General features: G+C 63.7%; 15 protein-coding genes. 5 read left to right on the plus strand and 10 right to left on the minus strand.

Annotated elements, in window-relative coordinates; all coding sequences use genetic code 11:
* Positions 1–158 precede the first annotated feature (158 nt).
* Entirely contained in the window at positions 159–1583 is a 1425-nt protein-coding gene (gene gltX / locus ACZ89F_RS13755) for a glutamate--tRNA ligase (RefSeq protein ID WP_476092387.1), read from the minus strand.
* Positions 1584–1685: 102 nt separating this feature from the next.
* Between gltX and ACZ89F_RS13760 the strand changes: the two genes are divergently transcribed.
* Positions 1686–4151, plus strand: a complete 2466-nt coding sequence (locus ACZ89F_RS13760) for a ComEC/Rec2 family competence protein (RefSeq protein WP_476092388.1) — start codon at positions 1686–1688, stop codon at positions 4149–4151.
* On the opposite strand, the gene lexA is transcribed toward ACZ89F_RS13760, so the two are convergent.
* From lexA to ACZ89F_RS13780, 4 genes are all read right to left on the minus strand, one after another.
* Positions 4145–4882, minus strand: a complete 738-nt coding sequence (gene lexA, locus ACZ89F_RS13765) for a transcriptional repressor LexA (protein WP_476097278.1) — start codon at positions 4880–4882, stop codon at positions 4145–4147. The two genes, ACZ89F_RS13760 and lexA, sit on opposite strands and share 7 nt — an antisense overlap.
* A 446-nt stretch (positions 4883–5328) precedes the next feature.
* The gene (gene kynU / locus ACZ89F_RS13770) at positions 5329–6576 is read right to left on the minus strand and encodes a kynureninase (RefSeq protein ID WP_476092390.1); all 1248 of its coding nucleotides are present in this window, start codon (positions 6574–6576) and stop codon (positions 5329–5331) included.
* A gap of 83 nt (positions 6577–6659) precedes the next feature.
* Positions 6660–7496, minus strand: coding sequence for a tryptophan 2,3-dioxygenase (kynA, locus tag ACZ89F_RS13775; RefSeq protein ID WP_476092391.1), 837 nt, complete (start codon positions 7494–7496; stop codon positions 6660–6662).
* Positions 7493–9118 carry an AMP-binding protein gene (locus tag ACZ89F_RS13780; RefSeq protein WP_476092393.1) on the minus strand — a complete coding sequence of 542 codons (1626 nt, stop codon included), beginning with the start codon at positions 9116–9118 and terminating at the stop codon, positions 7493–7495. The genes kynA and ACZ89F_RS13780 overlap by 4 nt, the downstream gene beginning before the upstream one ends.
* Before the next feature lie 309 nt (positions 9119–9427).
* Between ACZ89F_RS13780 and ACZ89F_RS13785 the strand changes: the two genes are divergently transcribed.
* Entirely contained in the window at positions 9428–10258 is an 831-nt protein-coding gene (locus tag ACZ89F_RS13785) for an alpha/beta hydrolase (protein WP_476092394.1), read from the plus strand.
* A gap of 49 nt (positions 10259–10307) precedes the next feature.
* Here ACZ89F_RS13785 and ACZ89F_RS13790 read toward each other — a convergent pair whose 3' ends face one another.
* From ACZ89F_RS13790 to ACZ89F_RS13810, 5 genes are read right to left on the minus strand one after another with little or no spacing between them, the layout of a single operon-like run.
* On the minus strand, positions 10308–11513 hold the full coding sequence (locus ACZ89F_RS13790; RefSeq protein ID WP_476092395.1) for a molybdopterin molybdotransferase MoeA: 1206 nt from the start codon (positions 11511–11513) through the stop codon (positions 10308–10310).
* On the minus strand, positions 11513–12010 hold the full coding sequence (gene moaC / locus ACZ89F_RS13795) for a cyclic pyranopterin monophosphate synthase MoaC (RefSeq protein WP_476092397.1): 498 nt from the start codon (positions 12008–12010) through the stop codon (positions 11513–11515). Before moaC ends, ACZ89F_RS13790 begins: the two co-directional genes overlap by 1 nt.
* 2 nt (positions 12011–12012) lie before the next feature.
* A complete protein-coding gene (gene trpC / locus ACZ89F_RS13800) occupies positions 12013–12825 on the minus strand; it encodes an indole-3-glycerol phosphate synthase TrpC (protein WP_476092398.1) in 813 nt (270 codons plus the stop codon).
* A 3-nt stretch (positions 12826–12828) separates the two neighbouring features.
* On the minus strand, positions 12829–13839 hold the full coding sequence (gene trpD / locus ACZ89F_RS13805) for an anthranilate phosphoribosyltransferase (protein WP_476092399.1): 1011 nt from the start codon (positions 13837–13839) through the stop codon (positions 12829–12831).
* A complete protein-coding gene (locus tag ACZ89F_RS13810; protein WP_476092400.1) occupies positions 13836–15728 on the minus strand; it encodes a SurA N-terminal domain-containing protein in 1893 nt (630 codons plus the stop codon). Before ACZ89F_RS13810 ends, trpD begins: the two co-directional genes overlap by 4 nt.
* Before the next feature lie 144 nt (positions 15729–15872).
* Here ACZ89F_RS13810 and tpiA point away from each other — a divergent pair, with 144 nt between their 5' ends.
* The 3 genes from tpiA to ACZ89F_RS13825 all read left to right on the plus strand — a co-directional run bounded on the left by tpiA (position 15873) and on the right by ACZ89F_RS13825 (position 18617).
* On the plus strand, positions 15873–16640 hold the full coding sequence (tpiA, locus tag ACZ89F_RS13815) for a triose-phosphate isomerase (protein WP_476092401.1): 768 nt from the start codon (positions 15873–15875) through the stop codon (positions 16638–16640).
* A gap of 170 nt (positions 16641–16810) precedes the next feature.
* Positions 16811–17281: a preprotein translocase subunit SecG gene (gene secG, locus ACZ89F_RS13820; protein ID WP_476092403.1), complete on the plus strand. Its 471-nt coding sequence runs from the start codon at positions 16811–16813 to the stop codon at positions 17279–17281.
* Positions 17282–17492: 211 nt separating this feature from the next.
* Positions 17493–18617: a L,D-transpeptidase gene (locus tag ACZ89F_RS13825; protein WP_476092404.1), complete on the plus strand. Its 1125-nt coding sequence runs from the start codon at positions 17493–17495 to the stop codon at positions 18615–18617.
* Positions 18618–18751 lie beyond the last annotated feature (134 nt).

Consider the following 18751-nt stretch of genomic DNA (forward strand, 5'->3'; position numbering starts at 1 on the left):
CCGGCAAAGGCAAAATCTTGCAAAGCGACACGTCGAAATCACCGCAATGCGCGTATTCGCCACCGCATTTCAGGAGGTGCGTGCCAGATTGGGCCAAGGCCTAATGTTGCACTGCGAAACCCGCCTTTCAATGCCAATCTTCTTGGGCCAGTTTGCTCCTAATCGATTTGATCGGTTATGCGCGCCAGGCTTTCCTCGCGGCCGAGCACGGCGAGCACATCGAACACGCCCGGCGAGGTGCTCTTGCCGGTCAAAGCGGCGCGCAAAGGCTGGGCCACGGCGCCGAGCTTGTGGCCACCAGCGAGTGCAACCTCGCGGATCGTGGCCTCCGCTGCAGCGGCCGTCCAGTCACCTGTAAGCCCGTTCAAAGCTTCGTGAGCACCGCGCAGGATCTTGCGGGCATCGTCATTGAGCAGAAGGGCGGCCTTGTCATCGATCGGCAGCGGTCGCGTGGCAAACAGGAAGGCTGCGCCATCGACGAGTTCGACCAGCGTTTTGGCGCGCTCCTTCAGGCCCGGAAGTGCTGCCAGCAACTGCGCCTTGTTGGCGTCGTTCAAGCGCGAGGCCATTGCCGGGCCACCCTCCAGATAGGGCAGGGTGGCGATGAAGATATCGAACAGCTCGGCATCGCTCATGCGGCGCATATGCGCACCGTTGATCGCTTCCAGCTTGGCGAAATCGAAGCGGGCCGCGCCCTTGTTGACATCGCCGATGTCGAACCAGGAAATCATGTCCGTGATCGACATGATCTCGTCGTCGCCATGGCTCCAGCCGAGACGCGCCAGGTAGTTGAGCAGCGCCTCCGGCAGGTAGCCCATGGCGCGATAGGCCTCGACGCCAAGCGCACCGTGCCGCTTCGACAGCTTGGCACCATCGGCGCCGTGGATCAGCGGGATATGCGACATGGACGGCACGTCCCAGCCCATGGCGTCATAGATCACGGTCTGGCGGGCGGCATTGGTCAGATGGTCGTCGCCACGGATGATGTGGGTGACGCCCATGTCATGGTCGTCGACGACGACGGCATGCATATAGGTCGGGTTGCCGTCCGAACGCAGGATGATGAAGTCGTCGAGATCCTTGTTGGGGAAGCGCACCTCGCCCTGGACGCGGTCATGGACGATGGTCTCGCCCTCGGTCGGCGCCTTGATGCGAATGGCGCCCTTGGCGCCCGCAGGCGCCTCTGAGGGGTCGCGGTCACGCCAGCGGCCGTCATAGCGGGGCGGCAGGCCCTTGGCTCTGGCGGCCTCGCGCATTGCCTCCAGCTCGGCCGGCGTCGCGTAGCAATAATAGGCCTTGCCCATACGCACCAGTTCCTCGGCCACCTCACGGTGGCGCGGCGCACGCTCGAACTGCGACACCGGCTCGCCGTCCCAGGTCAGGCCGAGCCAGGAAAGTCCGTCGAGAATGGCAGCGGTGGCGGCTTCGTTGGAGCGTTCGCGGTCAGTGTCCTCGATGCGCAGCAGCATCGTGCCGCCAGTGTGCTTTGCATACAGCCAGTTGAACAGCGCCGTGCGCGCTCCGCCTATGTGCAGGTAGCCGGTGGGCGAGGGGGCAAAACGGGTGACGACCTTGTCGGACATGGAACTCTCGGAAACCATCTGAAGCGGGGTGGTGTCGCGCGGACTTTCGCGCGGTTGGCGTTCATGTAGCATAGGGTGTCGAGGGCGCAAGGGGCAGACCCGATGGCTGGACGAGGCTGGGGCTCGGATCAGGGCGAGGACGCTGTCATTGGCGTCAGCGAACGGTCCCTTTTTGCGCCTCTGCCAGCCCCGCTGCCGCCACCGTCGACCCTTGCGCCGGCTCCCGGCAAATCGCCGTTACAAGCGGATGCCGCCGCCTCTGTTCCAGTTGCCGAAACCGGCAGGATCGTGCGCGTGCGCCGGCAAATCGGCCTGGTATCACTGCCTCGCCTGCGCCATAGCGTGGCCACAGCAGCGGTCCTGGAACTCGACCGAGGCGTGACCTTCCTGCTGGTGCCGGTCTGCCTGGCGATCGGAGCGATCGGCTATTTCTCGTTGGCGGCAGAGCCCGACTTAGCAAAACCCGTCGCGGTCGTCGCCCTTGCGGGGCTCTGTGCGCTTGTCTCGCGTTCATGGCCGAAGACTCATCTGTGCTTCATGGCGGTACTTTTGTGCGCGCTCGGGCTGCTTGCTGCAAAAGTCGAGACGTGGCGCGCGGGCACGCAGATGCTGGGTTCGGAAATCTCGACGCAGGTGACCGGCCGGGTCGTCTCGCTCGACCGGATGGAGACCGGCCGCATCCGGTTGACCATCGACGTGACGTCGACCGCAAGGCCGAAATTGCGCTATGCGCCGGAGCGGGTGCGGCTTTCGGCAAGAAAGATCCCGACAGACATAATCGCCGGGTCCCTGATCACTGGATATGCCAAGCTGTTGCCGCCGACCGGTCCGGTGCGGCCGGACAGCTACGACTTCTCCTTTGACAGTTATTTCGCAGGCATCGGCGGCAGCGGGTTCTTTCTCGGCAATCCAAAGCTTGTCGTCACCGATGACGGCGACATGCCGCTGTCGGCCCGCCTTTCCTCCAGCGTGGAAAATGCCCGTGAAGCGATTGCCGACCATATCAGGGCCAGCGTCGGTGGTGCCGAAGGCGAAATCGCCGCTGCGCTGATCGTCGGGGTACGCGCCGGCATTCCCGATGAAATCAATGAAGCGATGCGGCGTACCGGCATCTACCACATCATCTCCATTTCCGGGCTGCACATGGCGCTGGTCGCCGGCACCATCATGGGTTTGCTGCGCGGTGCCTTCGCCCTGTTCCCGGACTTTTCCGCGCGCCGTCCGGTCAAGAAATATGCAGCCGCCGCGGCACTGTTCTCGATCGCCGCCTATCTCATCATCTCTGGCGTCGTCGTTGCCGCCGAGCGCAGCTTCATCATGCTGGCGGTGATGCTGATTGCCGTGCTGTTCGATCGGGCAGCACTCACCATGCGCAATCTGGCGATCTCGGCGATCGCCGTCATTGTGGTGTCGCCGCATGAGGTGGTCGGCCCGAGTTTCCAGATGTCCTTCGCGGCGACCGCAGCACTTGTCGGCGCCTATGCCGGCTGGTCGGATCATCGTGCGGGGAAAACCAGACCGCCGCCGCCAAAGCGATCCTTGCCTGGCTTCCTGACGCGAAAATTCCTGCTGGCGGCGGGAGGCTTGGCCATGACATCCATCATCGCCGGCAGCGCCACGGCGCTGTTTGCCATCTGGCATTTTCAGCGCGTGTCGCCGCTCAGCCTGTTCGCCAATCTGGCCATCATGCCGATTGTGTCACTGGTTGTCATGCCTTTTGCCGTCCTCAGTGCGCTGGCGATGCCCTTTGGCGCCGATGGTCCCTTTCTCTATGTGATGGGCAAGGGCCTGACGGCGATGATCGCCATGTCCGGATGGATTTCCGAGCGTTCACCTGTCGATGGGGTCGGATTGATTTCGCAGCAGTCCGTGCTGCTGGTGGCGATTGCCCTGGTCATCGCGACGATGGCGACGACGTGGCTGCGGCTTGCGGCTCTTCCCTTCGCGCTTGTTGGCCTGTTGACCTTCTCGGATACGCGCACGCCGGACGTGCTGATCTCGGAGGACGCCCGACTGGTTGCGTTGCCGATCGGCGGCGGCGAGCTCGCCGTCAGCCGCGCACGGCCGAACGAATTCACGGTCGACAACTGGAAACGCGCACTGACATCCGAAACCATCGTCGTGCCGGAGGTGTTCGACAAGGGCGACGGGCAATTCGAGATCGCGGATGCCCCGGAACTGCCGCCGGGATCGCCGTTCTATTGCACCTCGGGCGTCTGTCTGGCCAGGCACACGTCCGGTGCGATCATTGCCTATGTCGAAGACCGAAAAGACACCTGGAAAGCCTGCGGCTTTGCCGAGCTGATCGTTGTCAATGACGCGACGGCCTATGACGCCTGTCACAATCCGCTGGTTCTCGTCATCACCAAGCGACAACTGGCTCGCAAAGGCAGCGCTGCCATCTTCTTCGATCGCCAGTCGGCGACCACGCCGGCAACCGTCAGCTTCGCGGTGGACAGGCCCTACCGGCCCTGGCATGTGCAACGCAAATTCTCACGCGAGGCGAGGGGACTGCCGCCCTTCAAGAAACCCGAGAAGCCAGTGGTTAAACCGCAGCCACCTCAGTAGCGGCGGATCAGGCCGACGAGCTTGCCTTGCACCTTGACCCTGTCCGGGCCAAAAATACGGGTTTCATAGGCTGGATTGGCGGCTTCGAGAGCAATCGAGGCGCCCTTGCGGCGGAACCGCTTCAGCGTTGCTTCCTCTTCATCCACCAGCGCCACGATGATTTCACCAGGGCTCGCCGTATCGGCATTGCGGATGATGACGGTATCGCCGTCGAAGATGCCGGCATCGATCATCGAGTCGCCCTTGACCTCCAGGGCATAGTGCTCGCCGCCCATGATCATGTCCGGCGGCACAGAAATCGAGTGCGTCTGATGCTGGATGGCATCGATCGGCACACCTGCCGCGATGCGGCCCATCACCGGGATCGAAATGGCGGAGACCACGTCGTCGTCATTGCCGGCCGAAGACATCCGCGAAGGCGCCGGCTTGACCTGACGGCCAAGGCCGCCTTGACCAAGACTGCCCTGGATGATGCTCGGCGAGAACTTTTTTGCCGCGTTGAGGCCGGGAGCGATCGAATCCGGCAGCCGCAACACTTCCAGCGCGCGTGCCCGGTTGGGCAGCCGGCGAATGAAGCCGCGCTCCTCCAGAGCCGTGATCAGCCGGTGAATCCCGGATTTGGAGGCAAGATCGAGCGCCTCCTTCATCTCGTCGAAGGATGGCGGAATGCCGCTTTCCTTGAGGCGTTCATGGATGAACATCAGCAGTTCGTGTTGCTTGCGCGTCAGCATGGCGGCCCCCAGGGTACCTGAAACCAGAATCAGAAAAACAAACCCAGAACAAACACTATCTGTTCCAGTTGTGTTCTGCAACTGTTTAAAGTTTAATGAATTTGTTAAGGTGGCGGAAATTATTCGGCGTTTTCCAGCGGGTCTCGTCGCCGGCTGCATGCCGTCAAAGTGCCCTTTCCCGCATTGAAATTGTTATGGTTAATTGCCTGTGGCCCATCCCGAGCTCAGGTTTGGCATGATCCGCCGATAAGCCCTCGACGGGAGAATTGCCAGTTTTCCTGGGGGCTCGTTTGCCGTGAACGAAACGAAGCCAAAACGCCAACCTTGGTTAATTATCGCAGCCAGCGCTGGCCACCAGCAATGAACGCGTTTGCGAGCTGGAAATTCGTCCCTCGGTCATCTGACTAAGGGGGAGCCGGCGACAACAGATCGTCGAGAGGGCTGCGTCAGGTAACGGCCTCCTTGACGGCGAAACGCTGGTCCTTCCATGCACCCGTGCGCAGAATGTCTTCCAGCACCTCAACCGCCAGCCACACATCCTTGTAGCCGACATAGAGCGGCGTGAAGCCGAAACGGATGGTCGATGGCGCGCGGAAGTCACCGATCACCCCACGCTCGATCAGCGCCCGCATGATTTGATAGCCATGGTCGTGAAGGAACGATACCTGGCTGCCGCGTCTGGTCGCGTCGCGGGTGGTCTCCAGCGTGAGACCATAGGCGCCGCACTTCGCTTCGACGAGCTGGATGAACAGTTCGGTCAGCGCGACGCTCTTCTTTCGCAATGCCGCCATGTCGACGTCGTTCCAGATGGCAAGCGCACCCTTGAGCGCCCGCATCGACAGGACCGGCTGCGTGCCGCACAGAAAGCGGCGGATGCCGGTGCCGGCAACATAGCCCCGTTCGAAGGCAAAGGGCCGCACATGCCCCCACCAGCCGCTGAGTGGCTGGCTGATCTCGCCGTGGTGGCGCTGCGCGGCATAGATAAAGGCCGGCGCGCCCGGACCGCCGTTGAGGTACTTGTAGGTGCAACCGATGGCGAAATCGGCATTTGCGTGGTCGAGCTCGACCGGCAGAGCACCCGCGGTGTGGCAGAGATCCCAGACGATCAGCGCTCCGGCCGCATGAGCCTTGCGCGTCAGCGCCGCCATGTCGCGCAGTTCACCCGATTTGTAATTGACGTGGTTGACCAGCACCACCGCGACGCTTTCGTCGATCAGCTCTTCGATGGTTGGCGCGTCGACGCCCGCGAGGCGCAGCAGGACGCCATCCCTGGTCGAGGCCACGCCTTCGGCGATGTACAGGTCGGTGGGAAAACTGTCCCCCTCGGCGACGATGGCCAGCCGGCCGGGCCGCATCTGCAGCGCCGCATGCAGCACCTTGTAGATGTTGGTCGACGTCGTGTCGCAGACCACGGTCTGGCCTGCCGCGGCTCCTATCAGTCGCCCGAGCTGGTCGCCGAGTTCGATCGGCATCTCGAACCATCCGGCTGTATTCCAGGCTCGGATGAGATCCTGGGCCCATTCCTGGGTCGCCGCTTGCTGCAGTTCGCCGAAAACGGCATGCGACGCTGCCCCCAGTGAATTGCCGTCGAGATAGATCACCCCCTCCGGCAGAATGAAACGATCGCGCATGGCACGCAGCGGATCCGTGGCATCCATCGCTTCGATTGCAGCGAGATCAGGTATTCCACTCATGGTCGGTCAGTCCTCGGTTATTCGCGAAGGGTTTTCCGCCACAAGCGCTTCCCCTCAGTGTGCCTGTTTTCATTTCGATGATGTCAGAGCCGGGTGCGGACCGTCCACAGCTCCGGGAACAGCACCACCTCGAGCATCTTCTTCAGATACGAAGCACCCGAGGTTCCTCCGGTGCCGCGTTTCAGGCCGATGATGCGCTCGACCGTGGTGACGTGGTTGAAGCGCCAGCGGCGGAAATAGTCCTCGAAGTCGACCAGCTTCTCGGCCAGTTCGTAGAACATCCAGTAGCGCTGCGGATCGCGGTAGATGGTCTGCCAGGCGACCAGGACTTCCTCATTCTCCGTTCGCGTCTCACGCCAGTCCGTGCGCCTGGCATCGGCGCCGATGTCGAATCCGTTGCGCGCCAGAAGCAGCAGCGCTTCGTCGTAGAGCGATGGCTCGGCCAGGATCGCCTCCAGCTTCCCGCTGAGGTCCGGCCGGTGCTTGTGCGGCCCGAGCATGGCGGGGTTGCGGTTGCCGGCCATGAACTCGATGGCGCGATACTGCCAGGACTGGAAACCCGAGGACTGGCCGAGCGCGTCGCGGAACTCGGTATATTCGCTGGGCGTCATCGTCCGCAGCACGTCCCAGGCGTTGTTCAACTGCTCGAAGATGCGGGCGACGCGGGACAGCATCTTGAAGCTCGGCTCCAACCGGTCGGCGCGGATCGAACGGATCGCGGCACCAATCTCGTGGAGAGCGAGCTTCATCCAGAGTTCGGAGGTCTGGTGCTGGATGATGAACAGCATCTCGTCATGCGCCGACGACAGCGGCGTCTGCGCCTCCAGCACTTTCTCCAGGTGCAGATAGTCGCTGTAGGACATGCGCTCCTTGAACGACATCTGTGCGCCTTCGGACGCCGGATCATAGGGCTCGCTCAATTGATTTTCTCCGTGCGCAGCCGGAAGCGCTGGATCTTGCCGGTCTGGGTCTTGGGCAGAGCGGCGATGAATTTCACTGACCGTGGATATTTGTAAGGGGCGATCGTCGCCTTGACGTGGTCCTGCAGGCGCTTGGTGGTCAATGCGTCGGGCGCCACGCCCTGCATCAGCACGACATGCGCCTCGACGATCTGGCCGCGCGCGGCATCCTCGGCGCCGATGACCGCGCATTCGGCGACGTCCGGATGCGACAGCAGCGCTGCCTCGACCTCGGGGCCGGCGATGTTGTAGCCGGCGCTGACGATCATGTCGTCGGAGCGCGCGGCGAAATGGAAGAAGCCGTCTTCGTCCTGCGTGAAGGTGTCGCCGGTTATGTTCCAGCCGTCGCGCACGTATTCCTTCTGCCTGTCATCGGCCATGTAGCGGCAGCCGGTCGGGCCGCGCACCGCCAGCCTGCCGGTCGCACCGCGCGGCAGTTCGCGCATCTCGTCGTCGACGATGCGCGCCTCGTAGCCGCCCACGGGCTTGCCGGTCGACGCAGGCTTCATGTCACTGAGGCGGTTGGAGATGAAGATGTGCAGCATTTCGGTGGCGCCGATGCCGTCGAGGATCGGCTTGCCGGTCTTTTGCGTCCACTCCTCGAAAACCGGGGCGGGTAAGGTTTCGCCGGCCGAAACGGCGACGCGCAGCGATGACAGGTCGGCCCCTTCATCCATGGCCTTCAGCATGGCGCGGTAGGCGGTGGGCGCGGTGAAGGAGATGGTCGCTTTGTAGGTTTCGATGATGTGGATCATGTTGGGCGGTGTCGCCTGTTCCAGCAGCGTCGCCGCCGCGCCAAAGCGCAGCGGGAAGATGGCGAGGCCGCCAAGGCCAAAGGTGAAGGCCAGCGGCGGCGAGCCGACAAAGATGTCGTCCGGCGTCACCTGGAGGATTTCGCGGGCGTAGGCGTCGGCGATGATCAGCAAGTCGCGGTGGAAATGCATCGTCGCCTTCGGTACCCCTGTCGTGCCCGAGGTGAAGCCGAGCAAGGCGACGTCGTCGCGGCCGGTGTTGACGGCGCTGAACGTCACCGGCTTGTCGAGAGCAGCACGATCGAGTTCGGCATCGTGGTTGGCGGTGCCGTCGAAACCGATCACCTGTTTGAGGAATTTGCTGTTCTTGGCGCAGGCGGTCATCTCGTCCATCAGCCGGGTGTCGCAGAGCGCGACGGTGATTTCCGCCTTGTCGACGATCTTGGCGAGTTCGCCGGCGCGCAGCATCGGCATGGTGTTGACGACCACGGCACCGACCTTGGTGGCGGCCAGCCAGCAGGCGACCATGGCGGGATTGTTGGCGGAACGGATCAGCACCCGGTTGCCCGGCCTGACGCCGTAATTCTCGACCAGCGCATGGGCCAGCCTGTTCGTCCAGTCGGACAGTTCCTTGTAGGTGCGGCGGCGGCCATTGCCGATCAGCGCGGTGTGGTCGCCGAGGCCCTTCTCGACCAGCCTGTCGGTCAATTCGACGCCGGCGTTGAGATGTTCGGGATAGTCGAAGCCGTCGAGCAGGAGGTCAGGCCATTGATCCGGCGGCGGCAGGTGATCGCGCGTAAACGTGTCGATATGCGCTGAAGGCCCAAGCATGTCGCCGCTGTCCTGTCTGCTGCCTGGCCAGTGCGCGAGGGCCTAGCCGGAGGTGGTGGATTTGAAGTTCCTGTCTTTCGCGGGAGGCTTCGTGCCACCAATCGTGCCTGCTCGCCGAGAAAGGATGAGCATCTGCGGTGGGTAGGGCAGCACAGCAGACCTCCCATTTTGTCGGCTGTTCGTCATGGTAGGATCGCACCAGTCGAAATTTGTTTCAAGCCTAAAATGTTTTCGCCCTGAAGCATTGACGCATGGCGTGGCGGTGGCCATTGCTAGCTCAGAAGCGATGCCGTTTGGGGGAGGGCGCAGATGCTGGAACGTCACATTGTCGATTGGGATGATGCCTATGCCAACGGCGCGAACATCGCCGGCAGCGACCGCTGGCCGGCCGCCTGGGCGGAGCCGGCGCAAGCGTTTCGCAATGCGCTTTCGGCAGAGGGCCGGGCACGGCTCGACATCGCCTATGGTGACGGGCCGCGCAATCGGTTCGATCTTTTCCTTCCCAAAGCCGCTCCCAAGGGGCTCGTGGTGTTCATCCATGGCGGTTACTGGCTGGAGTCCGACAAGAGTACCTGGTCGCATCTCGCCAATGGCGCGGTCGGCAGCGGCTTCGCCGTGGCGATGCCTTCCTATACGCTATGCCCGGACATACGCATCGCCGGCATCGTCAGCGAAATCGGCGCGGCGATTGGCAAGGCAGCGGCAATGGTCGGCGGGCCGCTGATGCTGACCGGACATTCGGCCGGCGGCCATCTCGCGACCCGGATGGTGACCACAACCACACCGCTGGTGGCCGATGTGGCGCGGCGCATACGCCATGTCGTTTCGATTTCGGGCCTGCATGACCTGCGTCCGCTCATGCGCACCGGCATGAACACGGCGCTGGCCATCGACGAGCAAGAGGCGCTGACTGAAAGCCCGGCGCTGCTGCGTCCCATGGATGGTGCCCGCATCACCTGCTGGGCCGGTGGTGGCGAGCGCGCCGAATTCCTGCGCCAGAACGCCTTGCTTGCCAACATCTGGACCGGCCTTGGCGCCGCCACCAGCATCGTGGTCGAGCCCGATCGGCATCATTACGACATTGTCGACGGCCTTGCCGATCCGGCGCATCCGCTGACCCGGACCTTGATCTCGGAATAGGGCCGAGATCGTTTTCCATATTGCTATTAAAGGCTTGTCTTGCGGTTCTTCAGCGCAGCATCAGCACGCTGCAAGCCTCGCCCGCGGCTGCTCCAGGGGCAAACGGCGCCCGCACGATCAGACCGTTGGCGTCGGCCAGCATTCTCAGCATCGAGGAATCCTGGATGCCGAATGGCGTCGCCACCAGCGCGCCGCCTTCTTCCCCGACCACGGCCCGAACATAGTCCTGGCGCAGGTCATTGGCCGGCATTGCGGCGCCCAATCGCGCCGGGCGTACGTCCTGGCGATGATTGCGGCCGCCGAGCCGCGCCAGCAGCGGCTTCAGGAACAGTTGCGAGCAGACCAGGCTTGCCACCGGATTGCCGGGCAGGCCGATGCACCTGATATCGCCGAGGCGGCCGAACATCAGCGGCTTGCCGGGACGCATGGCGATCTTCCAGAAGCCGAGCGTCATACCTTCGCCGGTCAGCACATCGTGGATCAGGTCGTGATCGCCGACCGAGGCGCCACCGAGCGTCACGATGACATCCGCACCGGCCGCGACCGCTTGTCTGACCAGCGCTGCGATGGCCTCCTTGCGATCGGCGGCAATGCCGAGATCGAGCGCGCGGGCGCCAACTGACTGTGCGGCGGCGGCAACGCCATAGGCATTGGACGATATGATCTGGTCCGGCCCGAGTTCGCTGCCGGGCGGCAACAATTCGTCGCCGGTGGCGATGATGGCGACCAGCGGCCGTTTCACCACGCTGACGCGGGGGTGGTTGGCCGATGCCGCCAGCGACAGCGCTGCCGGGTCGAGCACGCGGCCTTTTTCGAGCAGCACGTCGCCCTTTGAAAAGTCGAGCCCGATACGGCGGATGTTGCGCCCTTCGGCGGTGGGTTCGGTCACTTCGATGTCGCCGTTACCGAGGTCGCGGACATTCTCCTGGATAACGATGGTGTCGGCGCCTTCGGGCAGCGGCGCGCCGGTGAAGATACGCACCGCCTGTGCCTTGCCGACCGTGCCGTCAAAGCCACGTCCGGCGGGCGCCATGCCGATCACCGAAAGCCGTGACGGCACCGACGCCACATCGGCCGCACGCGCTGCGTAGCCGTCCATGGCGGAAGCATTGAAAGGCGGTTGGGTGCGGAGCGCAACGACCGGTTCCGCCAGCACGCGATCCACGGCGTCCAAGAGCGCAACGCTTTCGCCGGCCAGCGGCGCAGCGCCTTCCAGCAGGCGCTCGAGCGCCTCCGCGACCGGAACCAGCGCCATTAGGAACTCGCCTTGTGGTCGCCGGCCTTATAGTCACTTGACTTGCCGCCGGTCTTTTCGACCAGCCGGATTCCGGAGATGATCATGGCACGATCCACCGCCTTGGCCATGTCGTAGATGGTCAGGCAAGCGACGGAGGCTGCCGTCAGCGCTTCCATCTCGACGCCTGTCTTGCCGGTGACGCGGGCGAGTGCTGTGACCTTCAGGCCGGGCAAAGCATGGTCCGGCTCGATGTCGACGGAAACCTTGGTCAGCAGCAGCGGATGGCAGAGCGGGATCAGTTCATGCGTCTTCTTCGCCGCCATGATGCCGGCGATGCGCGCGGTGCCGAGCACATCGCCCTTCTTGGCGTTGCCGGCGAGGATCGTCTTCAGGGTCTCGGGCTGCATCGCGACAAAGCCCTCGGCGATCGCCGTGCGCGTCGTCTCTGCCTTGTCGCCGACATCGACCATGTTGGCCTCGCCCTGCGCGCCGAGATGGGTAAGGGCTGATGTCATCGTCAGAAAGCCTCGACGGGCGCCTTGCCTGTCAGCAGCAGGTGCGTCGCGGTGGTGACATCCTGTTGCCGCATCAGGCTCTCGCCGACCAAGAAGGTGCCGATGTCGCTCTTTTGCAGCCTGAGGCAATCGTCATGCGAGAAGATGCCGCTCTCGCTGACCAGCAAGCGGTCGGCCGGCACCATGGTCGCCAGCCGCACTGAAGTGTCGAGGCTGGTCTCGAATGTGCGTAGATTGCGGTTGTTGATGCCGATCAGCCGCGACGACAGCTTTAGCGCGCGCTGTGTCTCGGCCTCGTCATGCACTTCGACCAGCGCATCCATGCCGAGTTCGAATGCCGTCGATTCGAGGTCGCTGGCCAGGGCGTCGTCGACGCTGGCCATAATGATCAGGATGGCATCCGCGCCCCAGGCGCGGGCTTCGTAGACTTGATACGGATCGAACAGGAAATCCTTGCGCAGCGCGGGCAGGGCGACGGCGGCTCGCGCCCTGGTGAGAAATTCCGGCGCGCCCTGGAAGGACGGCGCGTCGGTCAGCACCGAAAGACAGGCAGCACCGCCCTTGGCATAGGCCTGCGCCAGCGCCGGTGGATCGAAATCGGCGCGGATCAGGCCCTTGGACGGGCTCGCCTTCTTGATCTCGGCGATCAGCGCGAAGGCGCCGGCTTCGCGCTTTGCCTCGAGCGCGGCAAGAAAGCCGCGCGGCGCGTCCGCGTCCTTGGCTCGCGCCTTGATTTCGGCCAGCGGCACGCGTGCCCTGGCCGCCGCGATCTCGTCGCGCTTGTAGGCCTCGATCTTGCGAAGAATATCAGACACGTTCTATCCGTTCGAAATCTCGACCAGCCTGTCGAGCACTTGCAGGGCCCGGCCGCTGTCGATGGCTTGCGCGGCGAGCGCGATGCCGTCACCAAGCGTCGTCGCCTTGCCCGCAACCACCAGGCCGGCGCCGGCATTCATCAGCACGGTGTCGCGATAGGCACCGGCAGCGCCGCCCAGCATATCGCGCAATGCCTTGGCGTTGTAGGCCGCGTCACCGCCGCGCAATTCGTCCTTGGTGTGGCGCGCCAGCCCAACCGCCTCAGGGGTCAGCGTGAAGCTGCGAATCTCGCCGCCGATCAGTTCGGCGACCTGCGTCTCGCCGGTGGTGGTGATCTCGTCATAGCCGTCGCCATGGGCGACCCAGGCATGCTCGGCGCCCAGCGCCTTCAGCGTCTCGGCCACCGGCAGGATCCATTCCGGCAGGAACACACCGACCATCTGCCGCTTGACGCCGGCCGGATTGGAAAGGGGCCCGAGCAGATTGAAGATGGTGCGGGTGCCGAGTTCGACCCGGGTCGGACCGACATGCTTCATCGCCGGATGGTGCGCGGGCGCGAACATGAAACCGACGCCTGCCTCATGAATGCAGCGGCCGATGAATTCGGGCGAGATATCGATCTTGACGCCGAGCGCAACCAGCACGTCGGCGGCTCCTGTCAGCGAGGACAGGCCACGATTGCCGTGCTTGGCAACCGGCACACCGCTGCCGGCGATGACGAACGCCGATGCCGTGGAAATGTTGACGCTGTGGGAATTGTCGCCGCCCGTGCCGACGATATCGATGGCGCCGTCAGGTGCGTCGACGCGCAGCATCTTGGCGCGCATGGTGGCGACGGCGCCGGAAATCTCATTCACCGTCTCGCCGCGCACGCGCAGTGCCATCAGGAAGCCGCCGATCTGGCCGGGGGTGGCGTCACCCGACATGATGATGTCGAAGGCCTCCCGCGCTTCCTCGAAGGAGAGCGCGCTTCCGGTCGCGACCTTGGCGATATGGGTTTTCAGCGCGCTCATCTTGTCGAGGCTTGGGCAACGGCGGCCTGGTCGATGCGAACGTCGTACTGCGTCTGCAACTGCGCCACCAACTGATCGAGCAGATCATCCGACATGCCGGAGGTGAAGGATTTCTGCGCATCGTCCGGCACCGAGCTGGCATCGGCCCCAGCGGGCTCGAACACTTCGGCGACCTTGTACAGGATCTGACCGTCGCCAGTGGGCGAGGGGATCAGGCCGGTGCCGCCTTCGCCGACGCCGAACATCGCCGCCGCGCCATCCTTGCCGAAATCGACATCGTCGGCCTCGCGCTTGACACCGCGCTTGGTCTGCTTCTCCAGCTTGAGTTCACCCGCAATGACGTCGAGCGTGGCACCGGCCTTGAGCCGCTTTTCGAGCTCGTCAGCCTTGGCGGCGAGCCGCTTGGTGGTCTCGGCCGCCGTCCAGTCGGCGACGGCTTTCTGACGAACCTCGTCCAGCGTCCGGTCGCGAGCCGGCGTGACGGAAGCCACCTCATAGAAAACGAAGCCGTTGTCCGCCGTGGTCAAAGCTTCGTTCTCCGTGCCGGGTTCGGCGTCGAAGACAGCCTTGATCAGCTCCGGCGATTGCGGCAGGTCCTTGACGATGCTTGCGTCAGGCCGCAAGCCGCTGCGATCGATGGCGTCGACGGTGACGAGCTTCAGCTTGAGCTTGGTCGCGGCGTCGGCCAGCGAACTGCCAGCGGCGCGGGTGTCTTCATAACTGTCGCGCACGTCCAGAAGGATGCGGCTTGCCTCGCCCAGCGCCAGGTCCTTGCGGATCTGGTCGGACACCTCGGTCAGCGGCTTCACCACCTCGGGCTTGATCTCGGTGACGCGCAGCAGCACCGGACCAAAGGCACCCTGCACGACCTGGCTGACTTCATTGGCATTGAGGGCGAAGGCCGCGTCGGCGACCGCCTTGTCGGCGATCTTGTCCTTGGCCAGCGTGCCAAGCAGCGTATCGGCCGGGGTCTTGCCTTCCGCCGTGACGAGCTTGTCGAAAGTGGCGCCGGCCTTGAGCGAATCGAGCGCGGCCTTGGCCGCATCCGGCGTCTTGAACACAAGCTGCTCGATGGTGCGCAGTTCCGGCGTGGTGTAGCGCGCCTTGTTCTTGCTGTAGTCGTCGCTGATCTGGCTGTCGGTGACGGCGGTCGTGTCCATGATGTCGACCGGTTCGAGGCGGACATAGGAGAATTTGCGGTATTCGGGCGCCGCGTATGTCTTCTTGTTTGCGTCGAAATAGGCCGAAAGCACGCTGTCGGACGGCGCCTGGATCGGCTCGACCAATGCCTTGGGCAGCGTCAAATAGTCGATGGTGCGGTCTTCGCCGCGATAGAGCGCAACCGCTTTGAAGAAAGTGTCCGGAGCCTTGAGGCCATCCGAGACCGCCTCGACGATCTGCTGACGCACCGCCACCTGCGCACGGTTCTTCAGATAGTCCTCAGGCCGCATGCCAATCTGCTGCAGCATATATTCGAATGTTCTGCGGTCGAACTGGCCGCCCGGGCCCTTGAACGCCGGGTCTTCGCGCGTCAGCTCGGCCAGCCGGTCCTTGGAAAGTCCGAGGCCCAGTTTGCGGGCCTGTTCGTCGAGAACGGCACCCGAGACGAGCTGGGCCAGCACCTGGTTATCGACGCCGAGCGCCTTTGCCTGTTCGCGGCTGAGACGTTGGCCGAACTGCTGCGACATGACGGCGAGCTGGCGGTCATAGGCGAGACGGTATTCGTTGATGGACACCTTGGTGCCGCCAGCGGTTATGACCGAATCATGGCCGGCGAGACCGCCCATCAACCGTCCGGAAACGCCCCAGACCAAAAAGCTGAGCACCAGCAACACCAACAGCCCCTTCGCGACCCAGGTGCCTGCCGCGCTTCTCAATATACCAAGCATTTTTACTTCCGATTTTTGCGCATTTTCGCATGCGCCGAGTCTGAAACAAGCGCAATAGCGCCCTTCCGGTCCACTGTCGATTGCTTTGTGGCCTGATTTTGGTAGTGAGGGCCAGAGCCTGATATCGCCCGGAGAAGCAAACCCATGACACCAGGAATTCGCCCGCTCGTCGCCGGCAACTGGAAAATGAACGGCACCAGTGCCTCGCTCAACGAGCTCAGGATGATCGGCAACGGTTTCATGAGTGGACTCGATGCGGAGACCGAAGCGCTGGTTTGCGTTCCCGCGACCTTGCTTGCCCATGCCGCGGAGATCCTGTCGCGCACGCCGGTGCATGCTGGCGGTGAGGATTGCCACACCAAGGAGAGCGGCGCCTACACCGGCTGCATCTCGGCGGAAATGCTCAAAGATGCGGGCGCCAGCCATGTCATCGTCGGCCATTCGGAATGCCGCGAGCAACGGGGCGAGGATGATGCGACGGTCCAGGCCAAGGCATCGGCCGCCTGGCGCGCCGGGCTTGTGGCCATCATTTGCATTGGTGAGACGCAGCAGCAGCGTGAAGCAGGCGCGACGCTGGACGTGCTGTCGCGGCAGGTCGACGGCTCGGTACCGCCAAGCGCCACCCCGTCCAACACCATCATTGCCTATGAGCCGGTGTGGGCGATCGGCACCGGCCTGACCCCGACCGCGGCCGATGTGGCCGAAGCACACGCACATATCCGCGAAAGGCTGTCGGAAAAACTCGGCAGCGTCGCGGCGAAGGTGCGCATTCTCTATGGCGGCTCGGTCAAGCCCTCCAACGCGGTCGAACTGCTCGGCGTCAGGAATGTCGACGGCGCGCTGGTCGGCGGCGCCAGCCTGAAAGCGGCTGATTTTCTCGCCATCGCCGAGGCTTATCGCAATATCGGTTGAACATATTCGCCACGCCGGACGGGGCGGACGGCACCGGAAATCGTTGCAAAGGGCGGGTTGCTTCCCATATTCCGGCCACGGGCTTGGAAATGCCGTCAAAGCATTGTATTGAGCCGCCTCCAATTCACCGGTCGTGTTCGCGGCCGGGCAAGGCCTTGCCAGGATAAACTATGGAAACCGTACTGATCGTCATCCATCTCATGGTCGTGCTCGCCCTTGTCGGCGTGGTGCTGCTGCAGCGTTCCGAAGGCGGCGGCCTTGGCATCGGTGGCGGATCCGGCTTCATGACCGCGCGTGGTGCTGCCAATGCGCTGACGCGTGCGACGGCGATCCTGGCGGCTGCCTTCTTCGCCACGTCACTGACATTGTCGATCGTTGCCCGCTACGGCGAGAAGCCGATCGACATCCTCGACCGCGTGCCGGCGACATCGGACGGTGCCGGCAAGGGCGTGCTCAACCAATTGCCCGGCACGACCACCCCGGCGCCCGCCGGCAGCACCACCCCGACGCCGCCGTCCGGCAACGACGCTGCGGCTCCGGCGACTGCCCCGGCCACGGCGCCTGCCGCAGGTTCGACGCCACCGGCAACCAATGGCGCCGCTCCTGCCGCGCCGGCGACCCCGCAGGTCCCGAACCAGTAGTCTTCGGCGCCTGACGCCGCGATCTGTGCTCGTTTGAACACAGTCGCGGCAAATGCGGCAAAATCACGAAGATTCGACCGGGTGAGGCGCGGCCTCACGCTTGAGGCGTCCGCGCTTATTCGACTATAGATTGCGCGCGGCATTTCCGGCGCCCTTGGGGGGCGCTGGGCGACGCCGTGGGCAACAAGCATAGAACGATCGGATCTTCGCCATGCAGCTTCGCAGCTTCATTTTCCTGGGACTTTGCGCCGCACTCGGCATGAGTTCCCCAGCCTTCGCCGGCGCGCCGGCAAATATGGCAGCACCTTCAGTTGAGAAAACCGGCGCTATCAATGTCGCCGTCAAGAGCGATGCGTCGCAATTGAAGCTTCTCAAGAAGAAGAAAAACCCGACACCGGACGACCTCGCCCAGATCAAGAAGATCGAGGCCAAGATCGTTGCCGACAAGGAAGCCGCCAAAGCCAAGGCGCTCGAAGCCAGGAAACTGGCGATGCGCGAGGCGGCCAAGGCCAGGGCCGACGCGGAACGGCAGGCGTTCCTGGCCAAGAAGGGCAAGAGCGCGCCGGCAACCGAGGTGGCCGATGCCAAGCCGGCCAAGAAGCAGGCTGCCAAGATCATCGAGCCAATCGAACCCATCGTGCCGATCCAGTCGGCCGAGCCGCTTCCGGCGGAGGCGATGAACGTCGCCTTGACCGGCAACAATGGCGAACTGCGCAGCGAGGTCATCGGCCAGAAGCAGCCGAGCAGCGGCGGTCTGTTCGCCGGTCTCTTCGGCGGCACCTCGTCCTCTTCGTCGATTTCATATCTCCCGGAAACCCGTGCCCTCGACCAGGCTCTCGCCAAGAGGGAAGCCAAGAAGCAGTTCAAGGTGAAGCCGGAATTCGTGCCGCAGGACGTGGAATTCAGCGGTTACGATGCGGGCACCATCGTCATCGACACCAGCGCGCGGCGCCTCTATCTCGTCGAATCGTCCTCCACCGCGCGCCGCTACGCCATTGCGGTCGGCCGCGAGGGCCTGCAGTTCAAGGGCACGGTTGCGGTTGGCGACAAGCAGGAATGGCCGCGCTGGATACCGACGCTGGACATGCAGAAGCGCGAGCCGAAGCACTACGGCCAGTACAAGGACGGCATGCCCGGCGGTGGCCAGAATCCGCTCGGTGCACGCGCTATCTATCTCTATGACGGCAAGAAGGACACGCATCTGCGCATCCACGGCACCATCGCGCCGCAGTCGATCGGAACCAGCGCCTCGAATGGCTGCTTCCGCATGATCAACGAGCACGTCATGGACCTCTACAGCCGCGTCAGGGTAGGCACCAAGGTCGTCATTATCTGACGTTTTCGTCATTCTGCCGAAAGGGCCGGCTCAGCCGGCCCTTTTGTTTTGCCTTGGACCCGAACCGATCCCGATCGAACGGCCGGGCCTGTTGGACGATGCTGTTATCCGAAAACCGGATCCCGCCTCTCGGG

This window comes from Mesorhizobium sp. USDA 3734, from assembly GCF_056279665.1.